This window comes from Roseburia sp. OF03-24 (assembly GCF_003463035.1).
Lineage (GTDB): Bacteria > Bacillota > Clostridia > Lachnospirales > Lachnospiraceae > Roseburia > Roseburia rectibacter.
On the sequence record NZ_QSCK01000005.1, the window covers coordinates 104,306 to 126,274 of the forward strand.

A 21,969-nucleotide genomic window follows, 5' to 3' on the forward strand; every position below is an offset into this window, starting at 1 on the left:
GTGTAAAATATGGTATACTAATAGACATAAGATCATATTTTGGAGGATGATGATGAAACTGACTGATTTGGAAGCATACGAGATTTTAGAACAGTGCCCTTTGCGTGATTTGAAATCCGAAGGGTTTATTTTACGCCATAAAAAAAGCGGTGCAAGAGTTGCGGTAATTTCAAATGATGATGATAACAAGGTATTTTATATCGGGTTCCGTACGCCGGCAGAGGATTCTACAGGTGTACCACATATCATAGAACACACAGTATTGTGTGGGTCTGATAAATACCCGGTCAAAGATCCTTTTGTGGAGCTGGTCAAGGGATCTTTGAATACATTTTTAAATGCGATCACGTATCCTGAGAAAACGATCTATCCTGTGGCAAGCTGCAATGACATAGATTTTCAGAACCTGATGAGTGTTTACATGGATGCCGTATTTCATCCAAATATCTATAAACATCAGGAGATTTTCAAACAGGAAGGCTGGCATTATGAGCTTGAGAGCGAAGATGCACCGGTCAACATCAATGGTGTTGTATATAATGAGATGAAGGGAGCTTTTTCGTCTGCAGATGATGTGCTGCAGCGGGAAATTTTAAATTCCCTGTTCCCGGATACCACATACAGCAATGAGTCCGGTGGAGATCCGGAACACATCCCGGATCTGACATATGAGGATTACCTTGATTTTCACAGAAGATATTATCATCCGTGCAATTCATATATTTATCTGTATGGAAATATGGATGTGGCAGAAAAACTTCGCTGGATGGATGAGGAATATTTAAGCCATTATGAAGAGATTGAACTTGATTCGGCCGTAAAGGCACAGAAAACATTCGAAAAACCGGTGGAGATCACAAAGAAATACCCGATTTCTTCTGCAGAACCAGAGGAAGATAACACGTATCTTTCCTATAATCTGGTCGTAGGAGATATTTTAGATAAGAAACTTTATCTGGCATTTGATGTTCTGGATTATGCATTGCTTGGTGCACCGGGGGCACCGTTAAAACAGGCACTGATCGATGCGGGGATCGGAAAAGATATCGTTGGTGGTTATGACAGCAGTACCATGCAGCCGGTATTTTCCATTATTGCCAAAAATGCAAACAGCACAGATAAAGAAAAATTCCTTGAGACGATACAGAACGTTTTAAAACATCAGGTAAAAGACGGAGTGGATAGGAAAGCGCTGCTTGCAGGAATCAGTGCATCGGAGTTCCGTTATCGCGAGGCTGATTTTGGGCAGTTCCCGAAGGGACTTTTATACGGTATCCAGTGTTTAGACAGCTGGCTTTATGATGACAGGCAGCCGTTTATGCATGTGGAAGCATTAGATACCTACCGTTTTCTACGGGAGCAGGTTGAAACAGGATATTTTGAGGCACTGATCGACAAGTATCTGATTCATAATCCACATGCATCGGTCGTTGTGATCGAACCGGAACGAGGATTAAATGCAAAACGTGATGAGGCACTGGCAGAGAAACTTGCTGCATATAAGGAAAGCCTGAATAAAGATGAGATAAAACAGCTCATCGAGGATACAAAGCATTTAAAACAGTATCAGGAAGAATCATCACCAAAAGAAGATTTAGAAAAGATCCCGATGTTAAAACGCGAAGACATGAAGCGCGAAGCAGCACCACTTTATAATAAGATAAAGAAATGTGGTGACACGACGATCGTGCATCATGAGATGTTTTCAAATGGCATCGATTATCTGCGCATCCTTTTTGATATCCGTGATATGGAGATAAAGGATCTTCCATATGTTGGAATACTGAAATACATTCTTGGATATATGGACACAGAGCGGTATGGATTTTCAGAGCTGGCAAATGAGATCAACATTCATACCGGAGGGATATCCGCAAGTACCGGTGTATATCCGCATGTGAAAAAGCAGGATGACATGCAGTTTATGTTTGAACTGCGTGTGAAAACACTGGCATCAGAACTGCCTCAGGCAATGGATCTTTTACGCGAGATCTTAATGACAACAAAGATTTCCGATGAAAAGCGTCTGCGTGAGATCATAGCCCAGCTGCGTTCCAGGATCGAGGCAGCATTTGACGGTTCCGGTCACTCGGTGGCATCCATGCGTGCATTGTCTTATTTTTCAAGAGCGGCATATTATCAGGAAGCAACAGCAGGTATTTCGTTCTATGAGCTGGTTTCCGATTTAGATGAACATTTCGATGAGAAAAAGGACGAACTGATCGCAAGGCTTATGCGGCTGGTACAGATGATATTTGTGCCGGAACGTATGTTAGTCAGTGTTGTCTGTGAAGAGGCTGATTATCAGGCGGTGGAAGAACAGATTGCCTTTCTGTTAAAGAATCTGTATGTGTCAAAAGAGACTGTAAAAGAGCGGATGCTGCCAAAGGTTCATCTGGAAAAGAAAAATGAGGGATTTATGGATGCATCGCAGGTACAGTATGTGGCAAGAGCCGGCAATTATGCGCGTCACGGATTTTCGTATCACGGGGCACTGCGTATTTTGAAAGTCATTATGGGATATGATTATCTCTGGATCAACGTCCGTGTCAAAGGCGGTGCCTATGGATGCATGAACAGCTATATGCGAAATGGAGATACTTATTTTGTATCTTACCGTGATCCGAACTTAAAGAAAACAGATGAGATCTATGATGGCATTCCACAGTATCTGGCTGATTTTAAGGCGGACGAGCGTGAGATGACAAAATACATTATCGGTACGATCAGCGATATGGATACGCCGATGAATCCGAGTGCGAAGGGAGCGCGTTCCATGACCGCATATTTACAGGGACTGGATTTTGCGGATATCCAGAAAGAGCGTGATCAGGTGATCGGTGCAACAGAAGATGATATCCGTGCCTTAAAGGATCTGATCGCATCCGTATTGGATGAGAAAAATATCTGTGTCATCGGAAATGAAGAAAACTTAAAGAGTCAGAGTGATATGTTTATGCAGTTGAAAAATTTATATGAATGATTTTGGAATGGAGTACAAATGAAAGAAAATTTTAAATCAGGATTTGTCACAATTATCGGCAGACCAAATGTTGGAAAATCAACGTTGATGAACCATCTGATCGGACAGAAGATCGCAATCACATCAAATAAACCGCAGACAACCAGAAACCGTATCCAGACAGTCTATACGGATATGGAGCGTGGACAGATCGTATTTTTGGATACACCGGGAATCCACAAGGCAAAAAATAAGCTGGGCGAATATATGGTAAACACCGCGGAGCACACATTAAATGAAGTAGATGTGATCCTCTGGTTAGTGGAACCTTCAAACTTTATCGGAGCAGGCGAGCAGCATATCATCGAGCAGTTAAAGAAGACAAAAACACCGGTGATCCTTGTTATTAATAAGGTAGATACGGTGAGCCGGGATAAGATATTGGAATTTATCGATACTTACCGCAAGGTATACGATTTTGCCGAGATCGTTCCGGCATCCGCACTGCGTGCACAGAATCTTGATACCGTATTGGATATGATCTTTAAATATCTGCCGTATGGACCGCAGTTTTATGATGAAGATACGATCACAGACCAGCCGGAGCGTGCGATCGTTGCGGAGATCATCCGTGAAAAAGCACTTCATGCATTAGATGATGAGATACCGCATGGAATCGCAGTCTGCATTGACCGCATGAAACAGCGGAAAGGACAAAATATCATGGACATTGAGGCAACGATTGTCTGTGAGAGAGATTCCCATAAGGGTATTGTGATCGGAAAAGGCGGAGCCATGTTAAAAAAGATCGGTTCAAACGCGCGCTATGAGATTGAACGTCTGTTAGAGGAGCAGGTCAATTTAAAACTCTGGGTAAAGGTCAAAAAAGATTGGCGTGACAGCGATTCCATGATGAAGAACTTTGGCTATAATAAGGACGAGATCTGACTTACCATTTTTTTGCTGGTATAAGGGAAGCTGTCTGAGGAAATCCTAACATTATCAAGTGATGGATGATGGGAGGATGAGATTATGGATGAAGCCTGGAGCAATTTTATGACAACAGGAAGAGTAACCGATTATTTAAAATACAAAGAGTCGCATAAAGGCAGCTTTGATACCACAGGGAGAGGATGGGAAAATAGACCGGATGGGACAGAATATCGTAGTGACCGGGATGGTCTTAAAGGTAATGCCGATTGGCGATTATGACAGAAGAATCACACTGCTGACGAAGGAAAGGGGCAAGATCACCGCATTTGCAAAAGGTGCAAGAAGACCAAACAGTGCACTTGTTGCTGCGGCAACCCCCTTTTCCTTTGGTGAATTTGAAATGTTTGAGGGGCGAAGCTCCTATACGGTGGTGAGGGCTTCCATTCAGAACTATTTCAGGGAAGTTCAGGAAGAACTTGAAGCTACATATTATGGATGTTATTTTCTGGAATTTGCCGATTATTACTGTCAGGAAAACAATGATGAACGCGAGATGTTAAAGCTGCTTTATCAGTCACTTCGGGCATTGACAAGCAGTGCATATGATAAGAGACTGGTCCGTTTTATTTTTGAGTTAAAGGCAATGTCGGTAAACGGTGAAGCACCGAATGTATTTGCCTGTCTGAAATGTGGAAAAAAAGAAGAACTGAACTGGTTTGTAACAAAACGGGGTGGCTGTGTCTGTGATCCCTGTGAAAAAAAAGAAGCGTCCACGGAGGAAAGCGGCAGGTTTTTCCTGGATGAATCAACTCTTTATACGATGCAGTATATCATTTCAGCAAGGGTGGAAAAATTATATACTTTTTCTGTCAGTGACAGTGTGTTAAGGCAGCTGCTTGCAATTATGAAAAGTTATCGTGCAGTTTATCTGGATCACACATTTCAGTCTCTTAAAATGTTAGAGGGACTATTTACTGGTTGAAATCGGGAATCGGAAATAGTATAATGTAAAACATTGGATATGTAAGACGAATGGAGACTTGTAAAAATGAGAAAAGCATGTATGGCAGGTATTGGCGTACTGATTGGCATTTCGATGCTGGCTGGATGTGGAAAATCTCTGAATGCAGATACGGATACGGTATATGTACAGAAAAACGGAACCGTACTCACAGTAGATGTTGAGACACTGGATAAAGATTATTATGATGAGACAGAACTAAAGGATTATGTGACAGATGCTGTTTCTGCTTATACGGAAGAACATGGAAAGAATACGGTAAAACTGGAAGGACTTTCTGTGAAAGAGAGTACGGCAACGCTTAAGATGAAATATAAAACACCGGAAGATTATACAGGATTTAATGGCATTGAACTCTATGAGGGCAAGGTTGTTAAGGCACTGGCAGCAGGATATGATTTCAACACAGATTTTGTCAGTGTAGAAGATGGAAAGGTGACCGGAACAGCGACGAAGGAAGAAATTTATTCCGGGGATGATTTAAAAGCAGTCATCATCAAGGCAAACAGAGATGTCAAAGTAGATGGAACGATCTGTTATGTTTCCACAGAAAATGTAAAGCTGACCGGGGCAGACAGTGTTTCCATACGGGATGGTTACAGTTTAAACAGTGATAATGTTTCAGATGAAAATGCTTCTGGCGGAACAGAGAATGTTGGCGGTTCAACAGAGATATCTGACACGGATGTCAATGATGACACAGCCTATGTAAAAGATGATGGGGCATTTGAAACAGATGTCTACACATACATTATTTATAAGTAAACATACAAAAGAGGCAGTCCACTGCCATTTTATAGAAAGGTGAGGAATTATTTATGGAAAAATCAATGGACAAAATCGTAGCACTGGCAAAATCAAGGGGTTTCGTATATTCGGGATCTGAGATTTACGGTGGTCTTGCAAATACATGGGATTATGGTAATCTTGGCGTTGAATTAAAGAACAACGTAAAAAGAGCATGGTGGCAGAAATTTATTCAGGAGAATCCATACAATGTAGGTGTGGACTGTGCCATTTTAATGAACCCGCAGACCTGGGTTGCATCCGGACATCTTGGCGGATTTTCAGATCCTCTGATGGATTGTAAAGAATGTCATGAGCGTTTCCGTGCAGATAAGATCATCGAGGATTTTGCAGAGGAGAAAAAAATCGAGTTAAAGAGCTCCGTAGACGGATGGACACAGGAAGAGATGCGTGATTTCATCGAGGAAAATCAGGTTCCATGTCCAACCTGCGGCAAACACAACTTCACAGATATCCGTCAGTTTAACCTGATGTTTAAGACATTCCAGGGTGTTACTGAGGATGCAAAGAATACCGTATACTTAAGACCTGAGACAGCACAGGGTATTTTCGTAAACTTTAAGAATGTACAGAGAACATCCCGTAAAAAGATTCCGTTTGGTATCGGACAGGTCGGAAAATCTTTCCGTAATGAGATTACACCGGGTAACTTTACATTCCGTACCAGAGAGTTTGAGCAGATGGAGCTTGAGTTCTTCTGTGAGCCGGGTACTGATTTAGAGTGGTTCCAGTACTGGAGAGGTTTCTGCCGTGACTGGCTGATCTCCCTTGGAATCAAAGAGGATGAGATGCGTCTGCGTGACCATGATCCGGCTGAGCTTGCATTCTACAGCAAGGGAACAACGGATATCGAGTTCTTATTCCCATTCGGATGGGGCGAACTCTGGGGTATTGCTGACAGAACCGATTATGATCTTGGACGTCATCAGGAGACTTCCGGTCAGGATCTTACTTACTTTGATGATGAGAAGAATGAGAGATATCTTCCATATGTTATTGAGCCTTCACTTGGAGCAGACCGTGTTGTTTTAGCATTTTTATGTGCTGCTTATGACGAGGAAAATATCGGAACAGAGGAAAAACCGGATATGAGAACGGTTCTTCATTTCCATCCGGCTTTAGCACCTGTTAAGATCGGTGTACTTCCATTATCCAAGAAGTTAAATGAAGGTGCTGAGAAAGTATTCGCGCAGCTTTCACACAAATATAACTGTGAATTTGATGACAGAGGAAATATCGGAAAGCGTTACAGAAGACTGGATGAGATCGGTACTCCGTTCTGTGTAACCTACGATTTCGAGTCTGAAAATGACGGTGCCGTAACGGTTCGTGACCGTGATACCATGGAGCAGGAGCGTATTAAGATCGAGGATCTGGATGCTTATTTCGCAGAGAAGTTCAACTGGTAAAAGAAAAGATATGATCAGGAGAAAGACCAGAGACAATGTGCTTTGGTCTTTTTCTATGGGAGAAATTAAAAAATGGGATTCCTACGGAATAAAAATGGTAACGTCAGTAAAAAAGTCTGGTTTGCTCTGGCATATACCATATGTTTTACAATCATTGCGGGGGCGGTATTCTCCGTATTTATCATAAATAAAAAGAGTTTTATATGGGTTCCAGACGGTTTGCAGCAGCATTTCAATGCGCTGCTTTATTACCGTTCCTGGCTGTTATCGATCATAGATACGCTTATTACAGAACACAGGCTTTCGGTTCCGCTGTGGGACATGCATATCGGACTTGGCTCAGATGTGCTGACGACGCTTCATTATTATGTGATCGGTGATCCACTCAATCTTTTATCGGTGTTTGTGCCGGATGAAAAGTATATGGAACTTTTTTACAATGCGATGGTTCTGGTAAGGATTTATTTTGCCGGACTGGCATTTTCTGCATATTGCAGGTATCACGGACAGAAACCTTATTCTACGCTGCTTGGGGCAATGGTATATGATTTCTGCTTCTGGGTTATCATTGCGGTGCGGCATCCGTATTTTTTAAATCCGATGATTTATCTGCCGTTGATCCTGATTGGTGTGGATAAAATTTATAAAAAACAGAAACCATGGTTATATATGGGTATGCTTGCGGTGGCAACAGTCAGCAGCTTTTATTTTACATACATGATCTGTGTCTTTGTTGTCATTTATGCACTGCTTCGTTACCTGATGCTGTTTGGAAAACCGGTTTTTAAGACGGTATGGTACTGGGTATGGCGTTTTGCGGCATACTCGTTTGTAACGCTGTCATCTGTTTCTATTATTCTGCTTCCGGTTGTTGCCATGACATTATCTACAGGAAGGGCAGGAGCACAGCATACGTTTTCATTGCTTTATCCGTTATCTTATTATCGGAAATTATTTTATGGATTCCTGATCGGAGGTTCGACCTACTGGAGTGAACTGGGATATACGGGAATCGTCCTTTTGGCAGTGCTGCTGCTTCTTCTTGGGCGAAGAAAAAACAGGGGACTGCGTGCCGGATTTGTACTTATGACGCTGTTACTGTTGTTCCCATTTGCGGGAAAAATGTTGAATGGTGGAAGTTATGTGGTAAACCGTTACATGTGGGCATATTCTATGCTCGTGTCTTTTATTGCGGTAAAAATGTATCCACAGATGATGGAGATGCATTTTAAGAAAAAAATAGCACTTTTCTGGGCGGGGATCACCTATATCTGCCTGTGCTTGGAGGTGCTTGGAAAGCATCAGAAACAGTATGTATTAGTGGCATTATTATTATTTTCCGTGCTGTTAGTCCTCATTGTCGGAACCGGGAAAAAGACGAAAGAAAAATTTGTTTTTAAGGCGGCATTGTTAGTGGTGGTGATGCTGGAACTGATCTATCAGGGATGGGCAGAATATGCGCCACAGGCGGGCGGTTATGTGGAGGAATTTGCCACACAGGGGGAGGCACTTTCCATGCTGACAAAAGATGCGGCGGGCAGTCTTGTAAAAAATCATGCGAAAGATACAACATACCGCTACGAGTCCCTGCAGTCCGAGGAGTGGAAAAATACAGCAATGCAGCTTGGTATTAACGGTACATCTTATTATTTCAGTCTCGCAAACCCGGATATTAACCAGTTCCAGCGGGAAATGTATATCAACCAGACAAGAGATTTCTGTTATTCCGGTTTTGATGCCCGTACAATGTTAGAAGTGCTGTCCGGGGTACGTTATTATGTAGTGCCATCCGGAAACAAAGGTCTGCGTCCATATGGTTACAACGTCTGTATCAACCGTGGAACACTTGGCGCGGGGGGACAGTATGAAGTGAAATGCGATGCCTATGAGAATGATTCCGTACTGCCGGTCGGATTCGCAGGCAGTACAGTAATTCCACGGAGTATCTATGAAAAGCTGGATGTAACAAAAAAACAGCAGGCACTTTTACAGGGAATCATTGTGGAGGATGATAAGGTTCCGGCTGCATTAGCTCAGAAGGAAACCGGAATGGAATTTACAGATAAAGAGATTTCTTATGAGATTACGGATATGCATAACGTGGAACTGACAGACCAGGGATTTACAGCGACAGAAAAGAAAGCGTCGGTCACACTTTCCTTTGAGGGGATGCCGGAGAGCGAAACATACTTTATATTAAAGGGACTTGGGTTTTCGGAGGAAGGAAAAACCTTAACACAGTCGAAGAGCCGTCTGCACATTGATGTGACCTGTGGAAAGATTACAAAGATGATTACATTCCTTACCAGAAAGAATAATTTTTACAGTGGTGTGGATGATTATCTGATCAATACCGGCTATCGTGATGAAAAAGCAGATGAAATTACACTGACATTTCATGAAAAGGGGACTTACCGGTTTGATGAGATGCAGATCGTATGTCAGCCGATGCAGCAGGTTGATAGTCTGGCAAAAAAACTGAAACAGAATGTTTTAAAAGGGGTCGTCATGGATACCAACCGGATATCCGGTACTCTTGAGACAGATCAGGAAGAATTGTTTTGTCTGACGGTCCCATACAGCAGTGGATGGCGGGCGTATATTGATGGCAAGGAAGCAGATGTTTTAAAGGCAGATACGATGTATATGGCAATTGATGTGCCGGAGGGAATACATCAGATCGAATTTTATTACTGTACACCGTATTTAAAAACGGGTGCTGTTTTGAGCGGTCTTGGAATCCTGTCGGTGATCGGGATTGCTGTTTTCAGATATAGAACGGGTGATAAGAGAAAAAAAGAACAGGGCAGGACGAAAGAAAGGATCTAAGATGTCTACGATATATCTATCGGAAAAAAATGAATACAGGGCACTTGATTTTCTGAAATTTGCAGCAGCATTTCTAGTTGTTGCCATTCACATTCCACCATTTGAAGAGGCTGCTCCGGTATTTTCACACGAATTTCAGCAGGTAATCTGCCGGATGGCAGTGCCGTTCTTTTTTGTATGTACCGGATATTTTATGGGAGAAAAAATAGCGGACAAAGGCAGGGTAAAAAAATATCTTTTCCATATTATAAAGATGTATGTATGGTGGAGTCTGTTATATCTGATTCCGATCATTGACCGGTTCTGGGAGAAAAAAAGAAGTGCTGCCGGAAATTTGTCAGAACTGGCGAGAAGATTTTTTCTGATCGGTTCTTATATACAGCTATGGTATCTTCTTGCAACGGTTGTGGCGGTACTGTTATTGTATCTTCTTGCAACGCACTTTCAGTGGAGTGTAAAAAGAATTGTAGTGGCTGCCGTACTATTATATCTGGCTGGAGTCTGCCATAACACTTATCATCATGCTTTTGATGATCTTTCTCTGGCTGCAAATGAGATCAGATGGTATCTTTCTGTATTTGCCACCGCAAGAAATGGCCTGTTTTTTGGATTCCCGTTTGTGACGATGGGATATTTGTTCCGGGTAAAGGCAGACCGGATCAGAAAAAATGATTATGGATGGCATACGATAGTTTTTCTGGCACTCATGATGTTAGAAGAGTGGATCGTCACTCAGAAAATTGGCGAATCATCCCATGATATGTATCTAATGACACCTCTTGTCACGGCAAATCTTTTTCTGGCAGCCGCTTTTTGTCCGGTAAGCGATAAGCGGGGAGCAATGGCAAAGATTATGCGTGAACTCTCGACTGAGATTTTTCTTTTACACATGCTGGTATATTTCTGGTATAAAAAGATTATGGAGAGTCTGGGACTGGATGCAGGAAATCATCTGGTGCGTTATCTGGTGGTTGTTAGTGGCAGTGTTCTGATCGGATTAATCCTCATATATATAGGAAGAAAAAGGAATAAAACCGTAAAATTATAAAAAAAATATAAAACCGCAGAAATTATAAAAATTAGTGTTGACAAAAGAATATGATGGTGCTATTTTAAGTACATAGATGTTAGCACTCCACAATAACGAGTGCTAACAGATATAAAAAGTAACTGGGAACTAAGGCAGATGCCAGATTCTTACAGAGAGTTACAGAGTATGGAGATGGAGAAGAGAATGGACGAGGAATTCGAGTTAGACGAACGAAAAACGAAAATTCTTGATGCAATCATCCGCAACTATTTAGAGACAGGCGAACCGGTTGGATCACGAACGATATCCAAGTATACCGATTTGAATTTAAGCTCTGCAACGATCCGTAATGAGATGGCAGATCTGGAAGAACTTGGATACATTTTACAGCCGCATACTTCAGCCGGCAGGATTCCTTCTGACAAAGGATACCGCTTTTATGTGGATCATCTGATGGAAGAGAAAAAACGTGAGGTCGATGAGATGAAGAGTTTCGTCATCGAACACACGGAGAAGATGGATCAGGTGTTGCAGCAAGTGGCAAAGATATTGGCGAACAATACCAATTATGCAACGATGGTAACAGCACCGACGTTCCATAAGAATAAAGTAAAGTTCATCCAGTTATCCAATATGAATGAAGAACAGATCTTAGCAACGATCGTTACCGAAGGAAATCTGGTCAAGAATAAAATTATTCCGGTCAGTGAACCAATCGATAATGAGACGATGTTAAAACTGAATTTCCTGTTAAATGCGAATTTAAATGGTCTTGCATTGCAGGAGATCAATCTTGGAACCATTGCAAAGCTGAAAGAGCAGGCAGGCATTCACAGTGACATCATCAGTGATGTGCTTGATACTGTGGCAGAGACGATGGGACAGGATGAGGACATCCGCATTTATACAAGCGGAACAACCAACTTCTTTAAATATCCGGAGTTAAGTGATTCGGAGAAAGCGAGTGAGCTGATCTCCACATTTGAGGAGAAACAGCAGTTAGCGAGCCTTGTAACTGAAAACCTGTTAGATGATGATAATACAGGGATTCAGGTTTATATAGGAAATGAAAGCCCGATACAGACCATGAAGGACTGCAGTGTTGTGACAGCAACTTATGAATTGGGCGAAGGCGTTCGTGGAACGATAGGAATTGTCGGACCGAAGCGAATGGATTATGAGAAAGTAATGGATAACCTGAAAACCTTGAAAAATTCCTTAGATGGAATTTTAAACAAGGATAAGGAACAGACATAGAAAGGTGGTTCATAGATGTCAGAGATGAATGAAGAGGTATTAGACGAAGCAATGGAGAATTCCACAGAGGAAAATGCTTCTGAAACCCAGACGGATGAAAATGTGACATCCACGGAAGAGACAACTGAGACAGCAGATACGGAAGAAGCAGAAAATGCTGATACGGATTCTGAAGATTCAGATAAAAAGAAATCTTTTTTCAAAAAGAAAAAAGATAAAAAGGATGAGCAGATCGAAGAGCTTACTGACAAAGTCAAAAGACAGATGGCAGAGTTCGATAATTTCCGTAAGCGTACAGAAAAGGAAAAATCACAGATGTACGATATGGGAGCCAAAACGATCGTAGAAAAGATCCTGCCGGTAATTGATAACTTCGAGCGTGGTCTTGCAGCTGTTCCGGAAGAAAGCAAAGAAGATGCTTTTGTTGTCGGAATGGATAAGATCTACCGCCAGATGCTTACCGTATTAGAGGAAGCAGGTGTAACACCGATCGAAGCAGTCGGTGCAGAATTTGATCCGAATTTCCACAACGCAGTAATGCATGTGGAGGATGAAACCTTAGGAGAAAATGTAGTAGCAGAAGAACTCCAGAAGGGATATATGTACAGAGATACTGTAGTAAGACACAGTATGGTAAAAGTAGCAAACTAAGTATTTCATAGATATTAGATGAGGAGGAAATCATTATGAGTAAAATCATTGGTATTGACTTAGGTACAACAAACAGTTGTGTAGCTGTTATGGAAGGTGGAAAACCTACCGTTATCGCAAATCAGGAAGGTGCAAGAACAACACCATCTATCGTTGCATTCACAAAAACAGGCGAGAGATTAGTAGGTGAGCCTGCAAAACGTCAGGCTGTTACAAACGCAGAAAAGACCATATCTTCTATCAAGAGACATATGGGTACTGATTATAAAGTAGCAATTGATGATAAACAGTATTCTCCACAGCAGATTTCTGCAATGATCTTACAGAAATTAAAAGCTGATGCAGAAGGATACTTAGGAGAAAAAGTAACAGAGGCTGTTATCACAGTTCCGGCTTACTTCAACGATGCCCAGCGTCAGGCAACCAAAGATGCAGGTAAGATCGCAGGCCTTGATGTAAAACGTATCATCAACGAGCCGACAGCAGCAGCTTTAGCTTATGGTCTTGACAATGAGAAAGAGCAGAAGATCATGGTATACGACCTTGGTGGTGGTACATTTGATGTTTCTATCATTGAGATTGGCGATGGTGTTATCGAAGTATTATCTACAAACGGTGATACACATCTTGGTGGTGATGATTTTGATAACAGAATCACACAGTGGATGATCGATGAGTTCAAGAAAGCAGAAGGTGTTGATCTTTCTACTGATAAGATGGCTCTTCAGAGATTAAAAGAAGCTGCTGAGAAAGCAAAGAAAGAGCTTTCTTCTGCAACAACCACAAATATCAACCTTCCGTTCATCACAGCAACTGCTGAGGGACCGAAACACTTTGATATGAACTTAACAAGAGCAAAATTCGATGAGTTGACACATGATCTCGTTGAAAAGACAGCTATCCCGGTTCAGAATGCTATGAGAGATGCAGGACTTACTAATGCTGATCTTGGTCAGGTATTATTAGTTGGTGGTTCTACACGTATCCCGGCAGTACAGGATAAAGTAAAACAGTTAACAGGCAAAGAGCCAAGTAAGACATTGAACCCGGATGAGTGTGTTGCCATCGGTGCATCTATCCAGGGTGGTAAACTTGCAGGAGATGCAGGTGCAGGTGAGATCTTACTTCTTGATGTAACACCACTTTCACTTTCCATCGAGACAATGGGTGGTATCGCAACAAGACTGATCGAGAGAAATACAACAATTCCTACAAAGAAGAGCCAGATCTTCTCAACAGCAGCAGATAACCAGACAGCAGTAGATATCAACGTTGTACAGGGTGAGAGACAGTTTGCAAGAGATAACAAATCCCTTGGACAGTTCCGTCTCGATGGTATCCCGCCAGCACGTCGTGGTGTTCCGCAGATTGAGGTTACATTCGATATCGATGCAAACGGTATCGTAAATGTATCTGCAAAAGATTTAGGAACTGGAAAAGAACAGCATATTACAATCACAGCAGGTTCTAACATGTCTGATGATGAGATCGATAAGGCAGTAAAAGAAGCTGCAGAGTTCGAAGCACAGGATAAGAAGAGAAAAGAAGCAATCGATGCAAGAAACGATGCTGATTCCTTCGTATTCCAGACACAGCAGGCATTAGATCAGGTTGGGGCAAACCTTGATCCGGCTGATAAATCTGCAGTAGAAGCTGATATGAATGCAGTAAAATCATTCTTAGATGCACATCAGAATCCGGAAGAAATGACAGAAGCTGATGTAACAGAGCTGAAATCCCTTCAGGAAAAACTGACAGAGAGTGCTCAGAAGGTATTTGCAAAGATGTATGAGCAGACACAGGCAGCACAGGGAGCAGCAGGTGCAGGTCCTGACATGAGCGGTATGGGCGGTAACGCACAGGCTGGCGGATCTTCTGCAGATGATGATGTCGTAGACGCAGACTTCAAAGAGGTTTAATCATCAGAAATAATAAAAATACAACGGGGTTTCCGGGGGTTTTCCCGGAAACCCTGTATGCAGTTTGAGAGAGGAAAACGTTATGGCAGATAAGAGAGATTATTATGAAGTCTTAGGCGTGAGTAAAACGGCAACAGATGCTGAGATCAAGAAAGCGTTCCGTGTACTTGCCAAAAAGTATCATCCGGATATGAATCCCGGAGATAAGGAAGCGGAGGCAAAGTTTAAAGAGGCACAGGAAGCATATGCAGTGCTAAGTGATGCAGAGAAGAGAAAACAGTATGATCAGTTTGGTCATGCGGCATTTGATGGCAGTGCCGGTGGAGCAGGCGGATTTGATTTTTCCGGTATGGATATGGGAGATATCTTTGGGGATATTTTCGGAGATTTCTTCGGCGGTGGATCAAGAAGACGTGGCAATGATGGACCGATGAAAGGTCAGAATCTGCGTACCAGCGTCCGCATTACATTTGAGGAAGCTGTATTTGGCTGTGAGAAAGAGATCGAGATGGTCTTAAAGGATGAGTGCCAGAAATGCCATGGTACAGGTGCAAAACCTGGAACAACACCGGAGACCTGTACAAAATGCGGTGGTAAAGGTAAAGTGGTTTTTACCCAGCAGTCTTTCTTTGGGACAGTACAGAATGTACAGACCTGTCCGGACTGTGGCGGCTCCGGAAAGGTGATCAAGGATAAATGTCCTGATTGCCGTGGAACCGGATACATTTCAAGTAAAAAGAAAATTCAGGTATCGATTCCTGCCGGAATTGACAATGGACAGAGTGTCAGAATCCGTGAAAAAGGTGAACCTGGCATCAATGGCGGACCGCGTGGAGATCTGTTAGTAGAGGTAGTAGTATCTCGTCATCCGATCTTCCAGCGCCAGGATATGAATATCTATTCTACGGTACCGATTTCCTTTGCACAGGCGGCATTAGGCGGAGAAGTTCGCATTAATACGGTGGATGGTGATGTTTTATACGAAGTGAAAGCAGGTACTCAGACAGATACGAGAATACGTCTGAAAGGAAAAGGTGTGCCTTCTCTTCGCAATAAAGCTGTGCGTGGTGATCATTACGTAACTTTGGTGGTACAGGTTCCGACATCTTTAAATGCAGAAGCAAAAGAGGCACTGCGTAAATTTGATGAGGCGACAGGTAATACTTTAAACAAGTCGGCAGAGAGCGCAGGAACAGCAGAAAAGCCGAAAAAGAAAAAGGGATTCATGGATAAGATCAAAGAATCCTTAGATGATATCTAAAAATAGGGCAGATAACAGAAAAATGAAAGAAAACGAAATTTTTGAAAAAGCACCGGTATCTAAGGCTTATTTTACAATGGCACTTCCGGTAGTGCTCAGCATGGTGGTATCGCTGATCTATAATATGGTGGATACTTATTTTATTGCAGGGACAGGAAATACTGATCTTGTGGCGGGTGTATCACTTGGAGCACCGGTTTTTACGCTGATGATCGCACTGGGAGATATCTTTGGACTTGGAGGAAGCTCTGTTATTTCAAGAATGTTTGGGAAAAAACAGGATGACGACGGAAGAAGGATGAGCGTATTCTGTTTTTATGCTGCAATTTTATGTGGTATTCTGGTGATTATCATAATGCTGGCTTTTCGCATGCCAATTCTCCATATGCTGGGAGCAGATGAAGATACATTGTGTTATGCGTCTGCATATTATACGGGTATTGTGATCGGAGCACCGTTTATTATTTTATCCTTTACACCATCAAACCTGCTCCGTACGGAAGGCTTTGCGAAGGCGTCTATGGTAGGAACGATATTGGGTGCAGTTGTGAATATGGTGTTAGACCCGGTATTTATTTCTCTGCTTGGATTTGGGGCAGCAGGAGCTGCAATCGCAACGGTCATCGGATATATATGTGCAGATCTTTATTTTCTGTGGTTTTTACTGAAACGAAGCCAGAAATTGTCTGTAAACCCTGTGGGATTTCATATTTCGGCTGATGAACTGAAGCCGATTTTTGCCATCGGAATCCCTGCATCGATCACAAATCTGATGCAGAGTTTTGGAATGGCACTGACAAACCGTTTTTTACTGCCTTACGGCAATGAAAAAGTGGCTGCAATGGGAATCGTTATGAAAGTAAATATGATCGCTGTGCTGGTATTAGTTGGATTTGCATTTGGTGCGCAGCCGCTCATTGGGTACAATTATGGAGCAGATAATAAGAAACGGTTAAAAGAAATTCTGGCATTCTGTTATAAATTTGAGTGCAGTCTTGCCGTGATCCTTGCCGCAGCCCTGTCACTTGCAGCAAAACCGCTGATACGGGTATTTATGGATGATGCACAGATTGTAAATTCCGGCGTGGAAATGCTTAAATACCAGCAGATGGGAATGTTATTTGTAGCGATCGTTCTTGTGACGACCTGTACATTCCAGTCTGCCGGAAAGGCATGGGGAGCGTTCTGGCTGTCGGTCAGCAGACAGGGACTTATCTTTGCTGTTGTGATATTGACTGCATCCCATCTGGCAGGCTATACCGGAGTATTGGCAGCGCAGGCAGTTTCAGATTTTCTGACGGCGGTGCTTGCAATTCTTTTTTACCGGCATTATTTTGGTTCACAGCACAATTAATTTCTAAATAACAATATTCAAATGTTAATACGAAAATTTTCTTGACATTCAGATATTTCTGCGTATAATAAAAATGCAAACAAGTTGCAAATGCAAAACGATTGCAAAATAATTGCAGGAATGGAGTGCCATATGTTAGATATTATTTTAGATACTTTATTAGACAGTGTAAAATTACTGCCTTTTTTGTTTGTAACATACCTTCTGATGGAGACATTAGAGCATAAAACCGGAGGAAAGGCAAAAAACCGGATCAGAAATGCCGGAAAAAGCGGACCAGTATGGGGCGCGTTGCTTGGAGTGATACCGCAGTGTGGTTTTTCTGCCGCAGCATCAAGCCTTTATGCAGGGCGTGTGATCACAGTCGGAACACTGCTTGCGATTTTTCTGTCGACCTCCGATGAGATGCTCCCGATCATGATTTCAGAGGCAGTAGCGCCGGCAGTGATCGTTAAGATCCTTGCTGCCAAAGTAGTGATTGCTATGATTTCCGGTCTTGTGGTGGAATTTTTATATGTAGGTGTGATGAAAAAGCATGAAAAAGAAATGGACATCCATGTGGTCTGTGAGGAAGAACACTGCAGCTGTGAGGATGGAATTTTACTTTCCGCACTGAAGCACACATTAAAGATTTTTTTGTATATTTTGATCATTTCTTTCCTTTTGAATGTTGTGATAGGAATTATCGGGGAAGATACACTGGCAGGATTTTTTACAGTGATGCCGCTCGCGGGTGAGGCTGTCGCAGCGTTAGTCGGACTGATCCCGAACTGTGCATCTTCGGTTGTGATTACAGAACTTTATTTAAGCGGCATTATCGGAGCGGGTGCTATGATGTCTGGACTGTTAGTCAATGCCGGTGTCGGACTTCTGGTATTATTCCGTTTAAACCGTGACTGGAAGCAGAACCTTGGAATCGTCGCAGCGTTGTATGCACTTGGTGTATTCTGGGGCATTGTCATAAGAGCATGCGGGATTGTGTTTTAATGATAAGTCAGTGAGCAATCAAAGTATGTTATGCGTTTGCACCGTAACATTATAAAATTGAGAAAACAGGAAGGTACGAGGAAGAATGCCGGGAAGTGGTTATGCGACGATCAGCCGTAAAAAAATATTGGAATTTTTAAAGAAAAACAGTGACCGGACAGTGGCGGTAGCAGATATCGACCATTATCTGAGGACGCAGGACTGCGAGGTAAACATCACCACCATTTACCGCTATTTAGATAAACTGGCAAAGGACGGCACGGTGATCAAATATGTTGCTGAAAAAGGGAATCAGGCAGTATACCAGTACGTAGAATTGGGGCATCATTGTGAGGAACATCTCCATTTACAGTGTGTAAAATGCGGAAAGATCATTCATCTGGAGTGTGAATTTATGGACGAAATCTCGGAACATATTTTAAAAGATCACGGATTCCGGCTGCAGTGTAAGAATTCAATTTTGTATGGAATGTGCAGTGCGTGCCAGGAAAAAGAAGAATGAAATATCAGGAATGATTTTTGGAATCTGTCGTAAAAATAAAGATATGTTATAACGAAAAATATGATATTCCTCCTGCTGTATTCATATAATGAAAAAGAATGGCGGGGGAGGATGATCATCATGCATATGACGTCGATCGGAAAGAAAACCTGGTGTCAGAGAGTAAGAGCAGCCATTATTTTAGAGGGAGCCATCCTTCTTGTGGCTGCTTTTATTTTATGTAAAAATACAGCCGGAGCAGGAGAAAATGCGGTCGCTGCAACATCGGATGGGACGATCCGCTGGGTAGATTTTAATGTATCCTACGAGGCATTGTGCAAGGCATATGAATATGATGTGGGAACATATGGAAAAGAGATACATATTGACTGGATCGATCTGCTTTCCTATGTGGCAGCTAAAAATGGCGGGGAGTTTGGTACATCCGCAGTGTCGGAGCTGAATCAGGCAGCAGAAAAGGTGAAGAAAAAAGAACTGACATTTGATGAGGCGGCAGAGCAGCTTAAGTATTTTTCCTATTATAAAGAGGCATATTCTGCGGTACTGGGAGGTCTGGTCGGTGATTATGAGATACAGGAGAGCGAAGGCGGCCCTTATGTGAAAAAATATGGACTGAAGGCATTTTCACCGATCGCAAAAGGATTTCCATACAGCGATTATGATGATTTTGGTGTATCAAGAAGCTATGGATATAAAAGGCAGCATTTAGGGCATGACATGATGGGACAGATCGGAACGCCGGTGATCTGTATTGAGTCGGGATATGTGGAGGCACTCGGCTGGAACCAGTACGGAGGCTGGAGGGTGGGAATCCGCAGCCTGGATAAAAAACGTTACTATTACTATGCACATCTGCGGCAGGATTATCCCTATCAGGCAAAGCTGAAAGAAGGAGATTTTGTGACAGCGGGGGATGTGATCGGTTATATGGGGCACACCGGCTACAGTACAAAGGAAAATGTTAACAATATCGATACCGTGCATCTTCATTATGGATTAGAACTGATCTTTGATGAGGAGTGGAGAGAGAATGGTCATGAGATATGGGTGGACTGTTATAATCTGACGCGTTTTTTGTATAAAAACCGTTCCGAGGTACATAAAGTGGAAGGCACAAAGGAATGGAAACGGACTTTTGATATGAAAGAAATTACACAGGGTGAAAATGTGCAAAGTGAAAGAAAAAATAATAAAAATAGGTAATTTTTTGATGAAAATGACATATTGTATTGACTTTTTTCATAATTGGGTGGAAAATTTAGAGTAAGCTTAAAGAAAGCAGGCATTACGGGATTGCGGAGTATTGCCGGGCGGAACATAAAATTATAAAAATAAAGAGATGCTGCACAAAATGGGGGATACAAATGAAAAAAAATAAAATAAAAAAAAGCTGCATGATAGCAGCGATTCTTTTTGTGCTGCTGTGTTCAGGCATAAGTTCTCCGGTTCATGCAAAAGAAAAAGAGCGGGGACGTGTGTTGTTTATCAGTTCTTATTCCTATGCATGGGAGACGATTCCGCAACAGGTTGAGGGAATCAGGCGGGCACTTGGGGATGAAGTGACGATTGACTATAAGTTTATGGATACAAAAAACGTTGATACAGCGGAAAATGTACATCTGTTTTACAAAAGCCTGAGTTATTATCTGAGTCAGGTTCCGGCTTATGATGTGGTTATAGTGGGAGATGATGCCGCGTTTAATTTTGCACTTGCGTACCGGAAAAAATTATTTGGAGATACGCCGATTGTTTTTGAGGGTGTCAATAATTCAGAAAAAGCATTGGAGCTGAATCAGGAACCGGATGTTACAGGTGTGATAGAAAACCAGACCTATGAAGATACCATAAAACTTGCAAAAAAAATATGTCCCCAGGCTACGCGTATCGTGGCAATTGTTGATAATACAGTAACAGGACTCAGTGCAAGAAAAGAATTTTATTCTTGTCAGGATTCTTTTCCTGATCTGGAATTTCATGATATTAATGCATCAGAACTTTCACAAAAAGATCTGATCGGGCGTGTAGAGTCTTTGGATCAAAGCTCGATTCTGTTATATATTTTGTGCAGTAATGATAAGGATGGAAATGTATATGCATCAGCAGAATCTGTGCAGATGTTAAGCAGCCGTGCCCGTATTCCGGTGTTTTCCGGAATTGCAATCGGTATGGGACAGGGATTGCTTGGCGGAAAGATCGTCTCACATGAAAAGATGGGGGAGATTGCCGGGCAGATGGCATCAAAAATTCTGGATGGCGGAGTCTGTGAAAGTATGGCTGTGGTGCAGGACTCACCGATGATATATTGTTTTGATGAAAATGTTATGAAGCGCTTTGATATATCACGCAGTATGCTGCCGGATAATGCAAAAATTATCAATCATAAAGAGACATTTATGGAACAATATGGAAAAGTAATCCGTGTTACATCTGTGATTGGTGTGATACTGCTTTTATCCATTATCTGGCTTGTGCGGGATAATATGCATAAAAGAAAGGTAAATGAAACAATCAGTTCACTCAATAAAAAGCTGAATTTTATGGCGCGTTATGATGCACTGACATCGCTTTTAAACCGTCGTGTGTTCATGGAGGAGCTGCAGTACCGGATCAGGGAAGGAAAACCATTTGGTCTGATCATGTTTGATATGGACAATTTTAAGCGGATCAATGATGTCTACGGACACAATGAAGGAGATGCGGTACTTAAGGAAATGGCAGTGCGTGCTGGTACACTTGTAGATGATGTATTTGAGGTTTACAGGCTGGCGGGGGATGAATTTGTCGCGATTGTGGCAAGCGGTCAGACAGAAGTCATAGATACCTATGCGATGAAGATTTTAGATACATTTAAAATACCATATCAGATTGCCGGTGGTGAGCAGTATCTGGCATCCAGTATCGGGATTGCAATTTATCCGAAAGATGGAAAGAACAGTACAGAAGTGATCGCGGCGGCAGATCATGCTATGTATGAGGTAAAGAAAAACGGAAAGAACAGCAGGGCATTTTATGATGCCGGAATGAAAAAAGATGATCCGTAACGGTGA

At 42.2% G+C, this 21,969-nt stretch carries 17 protein-coding genes; all 17 read left to right on the plus strand.

The genetic code is table 11. The annotated features are described in order from the left end of the window. The first annotated feature begins 52 nt into the window (after positions 1-52). The 17 genes from DXA60_RS03780 (at position 53) to DXA60_RS03855 (ending at position 21,963) form a co-directional block, all read left to right on the plus strand. On the plus strand, positions 53-2,983 hold the full coding sequence (locus tag DXA60_RS03780; protein ID WP_117919653.1) for an insulinase family protein: 2,931 nt from the start codon (positions 53-55) through the stop codon (positions 2,981-2,983). Between the two features lie 18 nt (positions 2,984-3,001). Continuing rightward, positions 3,002-3,910 carry a GTPase Era gene (era, locus tag DXA60_RS03785; protein ID WP_006856999.1) on the plus strand — a complete coding sequence of 303 codons (909 nt, stop codon included), beginning with the start codon at positions 3,002-3,004 and terminating at the stop codon, positions 3,908-3,910. Positions 3,911-3,994: 84 nt separating this feature from the next. Continuing rightward, positions 3,995-4,174, plus strand: a complete 180-nt coding sequence (locus DXA60_RS18585; RefSeq protein WP_147345377.1) for a hypothetical protein — start codon at positions 3,995-3,997, stop codon at positions 4,172-4,174. After that, a complete protein-coding gene (gene recO / locus DXA60_RS03790; protein ID WP_117919655.1) occupies positions 4,113-4,877 on the plus strand; it encodes a DNA repair protein RecO in 765 nt (254 codons plus the stop codon). Before DXA60_RS18585 ends, recO begins: the two co-directional genes overlap by 62 nt. 66 nt (positions 4,878-4,943) lie before the next feature. Further along, positions 4,944-5,681 carry a hypothetical protein gene (locus DXA60_RS03795; protein ID WP_117919657.1) on the plus strand — a complete coding sequence of 246 codons (738 nt, stop codon included), beginning with the start codon at positions 4,944-4,946 and terminating at the stop codon, positions 5,679-5,681. A gap of 53 nt (positions 5,682-5,734) precedes the next feature. Then, positions 5,735-7,132, plus strand: coding sequence for a glycine--tRNA ligase (locus tag DXA60_RS03800; protein ID WP_117919659.1), 1,398 nt, complete (start codon positions 5,735-5,737; stop codon positions 7,130-7,132). A gap of 72 nt (positions 7,133-7,204) precedes the next feature. Continuing rightward, positions 7,205-9,961: a YfhO family protein gene (locus tag DXA60_RS03805; RefSeq protein WP_117919661.1), complete on the plus strand. Its 2,757-nt coding sequence runs from the start codon at positions 7,205-7,207 to the stop codon at positions 9,959-9,961. 1 nt (position 9,962) lies between these two features. Next, positions 9,963-11,009, plus strand: a complete 1,047-nt coding sequence (locus DXA60_RS03810) for an acyltransferase family protein (RefSeq protein ID WP_241070712.1) — start codon at positions 9,963-9,965, stop codon at positions 11,007-11,009. Positions 11,010-11,147: 138 nt separating this feature from the next. Further along, on the plus strand, positions 11,148-12,248 hold the full coding sequence (gene hrcA, locus DXA60_RS03815; protein ID WP_117919663.1) for a heat-inducible transcriptional repressor HrcA: 1,101 nt from the start codon (positions 11,148-11,150) through the stop codon (positions 12,246-12,248). Positions 12,249-12,263: 15 nt separating this feature from the next. Continuing rightward, entirely contained in the window at positions 12,264-12,899 is a 636-nt protein-coding gene (grpE, locus tag DXA60_RS03820) for a nucleotide exchange factor GrpE (RefSeq protein WP_117919665.1), read from the plus strand. A 35-nt stretch (positions 12,900-12,934) separates the two neighbouring features. Continuing rightward, positions 12,935-14,818 carry a molecular chaperone DnaK gene (dnaK, locus tag DXA60_RS03825; RefSeq protein ID WP_117919667.1) on the plus strand — a complete coding sequence of 628 codons (1,884 nt, stop codon included), beginning with the start codon at positions 12,935-12,937 and terminating at the stop codon, positions 14,816-14,818. An 82-nt stretch (positions 14,819-14,900) separates the two neighbouring features. Further along, positions 14,901-16,079 carry a molecular chaperone DnaJ gene (gene dnaJ, locus DXA60_RS03830; RefSeq protein WP_117919669.1) on the plus strand — a complete coding sequence of 393 codons (1,179 nt, stop codon included), beginning with the start codon at positions 14,901-14,903 and terminating at the stop codon, positions 16,077-16,079. Positions 16,080-16,101: 22 nt separating this feature from the next. After that, on the plus strand, positions 16,102-17,433 hold the full coding sequence (locus DXA60_RS03835) for an MATE family efflux transporter (RefSeq protein ID WP_117919704.1): 1,332 nt from the start codon (positions 16,102-16,104) through the stop codon (positions 17,431-17,433). A 132-nt stretch (positions 17,434-17,565) separates the two neighbouring features. After that, entirely contained in the window at positions 17,566-18,420 is an 855-nt protein-coding gene (locus tag DXA60_RS03840; RefSeq protein WP_241070710.1) for a putative manganese transporter, read from the plus strand. Positions 18,421-18,505: 85 nt separating this feature from the next. Further along, a complete protein-coding gene (locus DXA60_RS03845; RefSeq protein ID WP_117919673.1) occupies positions 18,506-18,922 on the plus strand; it encodes a Fur family transcriptional regulator in 417 nt (138 codons plus the stop codon). A gap of 120 nt (positions 18,923-19,042) precedes the next feature. Continuing rightward, the gene (locus tag DXA60_RS03850; RefSeq protein WP_186899118.1) at positions 19,043-20,125 is read left to right on the plus strand and encodes a M23 family metallopeptidase; all 1,083 of its coding nucleotides are present in this window, start codon (positions 19,043-19,045) and stop codon (positions 20,123-20,125) included. 161 nt (positions 20,126-20,286) lie between these two features. Beyond that, entirely contained in the window at positions 20,287-21,963 is a 1,677-nt protein-coding gene (locus DXA60_RS03855) for an ABC transporter substrate binding protein (protein ID WP_117919677.1), read from the plus strand. Positions 21,964-21,969 lie beyond the last annotated feature (6 nt).

What these genes read in the sequence shown, in the direction of transcription:
- DXA60_RS03800 (WP_117919659.1), top strand. Translation starts at nt 5,735, where the DNA reads ATGGAAAAATCAATGGACAAAATCGTAGCACTGGCAAAATCAAGGGGT.
- era (WP_006856999.1), top strand. Translation starts at nt 3,002, where the DNA reads ATGAAAGAAAATTTTAAATCAGGATTTGTCACAATTATCGGCAGACCA.
- DXA60_RS03845 (WP_117919673.1), top strand. Translation starts at nt 18,506, where the DNA reads ATGCCGGGAAGTGGTTATGCGACGATCAGCCGTAAAAAAATATTGGAA.
- DXA60_RS18585 (WP_147345377.1), top strand. Translation starts at nt 3,995, where the DNA reads ATGGATGAAGCCTGGAGCAATTTTATGACAACAGGAAGAGTAACCGAT.
- dnaK (WP_117919667.1), top strand. Translation starts at nt 12,935, where the DNA reads ATGAGTAAAATCATTGGTATTGACTTAGGTACAACAAACAGTTGTGTA.
- DXA60_RS03795 (WP_117919657.1), top strand. Translation starts at nt 4,944, where the DNA reads ATGAGAAAAGCATGTATGGCAGGTATTGGCGTACTGATTGGCATTTCG.
- DXA60_RS03805 (WP_117919661.1), top strand. Translation starts at nt 7,205, where the DNA reads ATGGGATTCCTACGGAATAAAAATGGTAACGTCAGTAAAAAAGTCTGG.
- grpE (WP_117919665.1), top strand. Translation starts at nt 12,264, where the DNA reads ATGTCAGAGATGAATGAAGAGGTATTAGACGAAGCAATGGAGAATTCC.
- DXA60_RS03855 (WP_117919677.1), top strand. Translation starts at nt 20,287, where the DNA reads ATGAAAAAAAATAAAATAAAAAAAAGCTGCATGATAGCAGCGATTCTT.
- DXA60_RS03780 (WP_117919653.1), top strand. Translation starts at nt 53, where the DNA reads ATGAAACTGACTGATTTGGAAGCATACGAGATTTTAGAACAGTGCCCT.
- recO (WP_117919655.1), top strand. Translation starts at nt 4,113, where the DNA reads ATGGGACAGAATATCGTAGTGACCGGGATGGTCTTAAAGGTAATGCCG.
- DXA60_RS03850 (WP_186899118.1), top strand. Translation starts at nt 19,043, where the DNA reads ATGCATATGACGTCGATCGGAAAGAAAACCTGGTGTCAGAGAGTAAGA.
- hrcA (WP_117919663.1), top strand. Translation starts at nt 11,148, where the DNA reads ATGCCAGATTCTTACAGAGAGTTACAGAGTATGGAGATGGAGAAGAGA.
- DXA60_RS03840 (WP_241070710.1), top strand. Translation starts at nt 17,566, where the DNA reads ATGTTAGATATTATTTTAGATACTTTATTAGACAGTGTAAAATTACTG.
- DXA60_RS03810 (WP_241070712.1), top strand. Translation starts at nt 9,963, where the DNA reads ATGTCTACGATATATCTATCGGAAAAAAATGAATACAGGGCACTTGAT.
- dnaJ (WP_117919669.1), top strand. Translation starts at nt 14,901, where the DNA reads ATGGCAGATAAGAGAGATTATTATGAAGTCTTAGGCGTGAGTAAAACG.
- DXA60_RS03835 (WP_117919704.1), top strand. Translation starts at nt 16,102, where the DNA reads ATGAAAGAAAACGAAATTTTTGAAAAAGCACCGGTATCTAAGGCTTAT.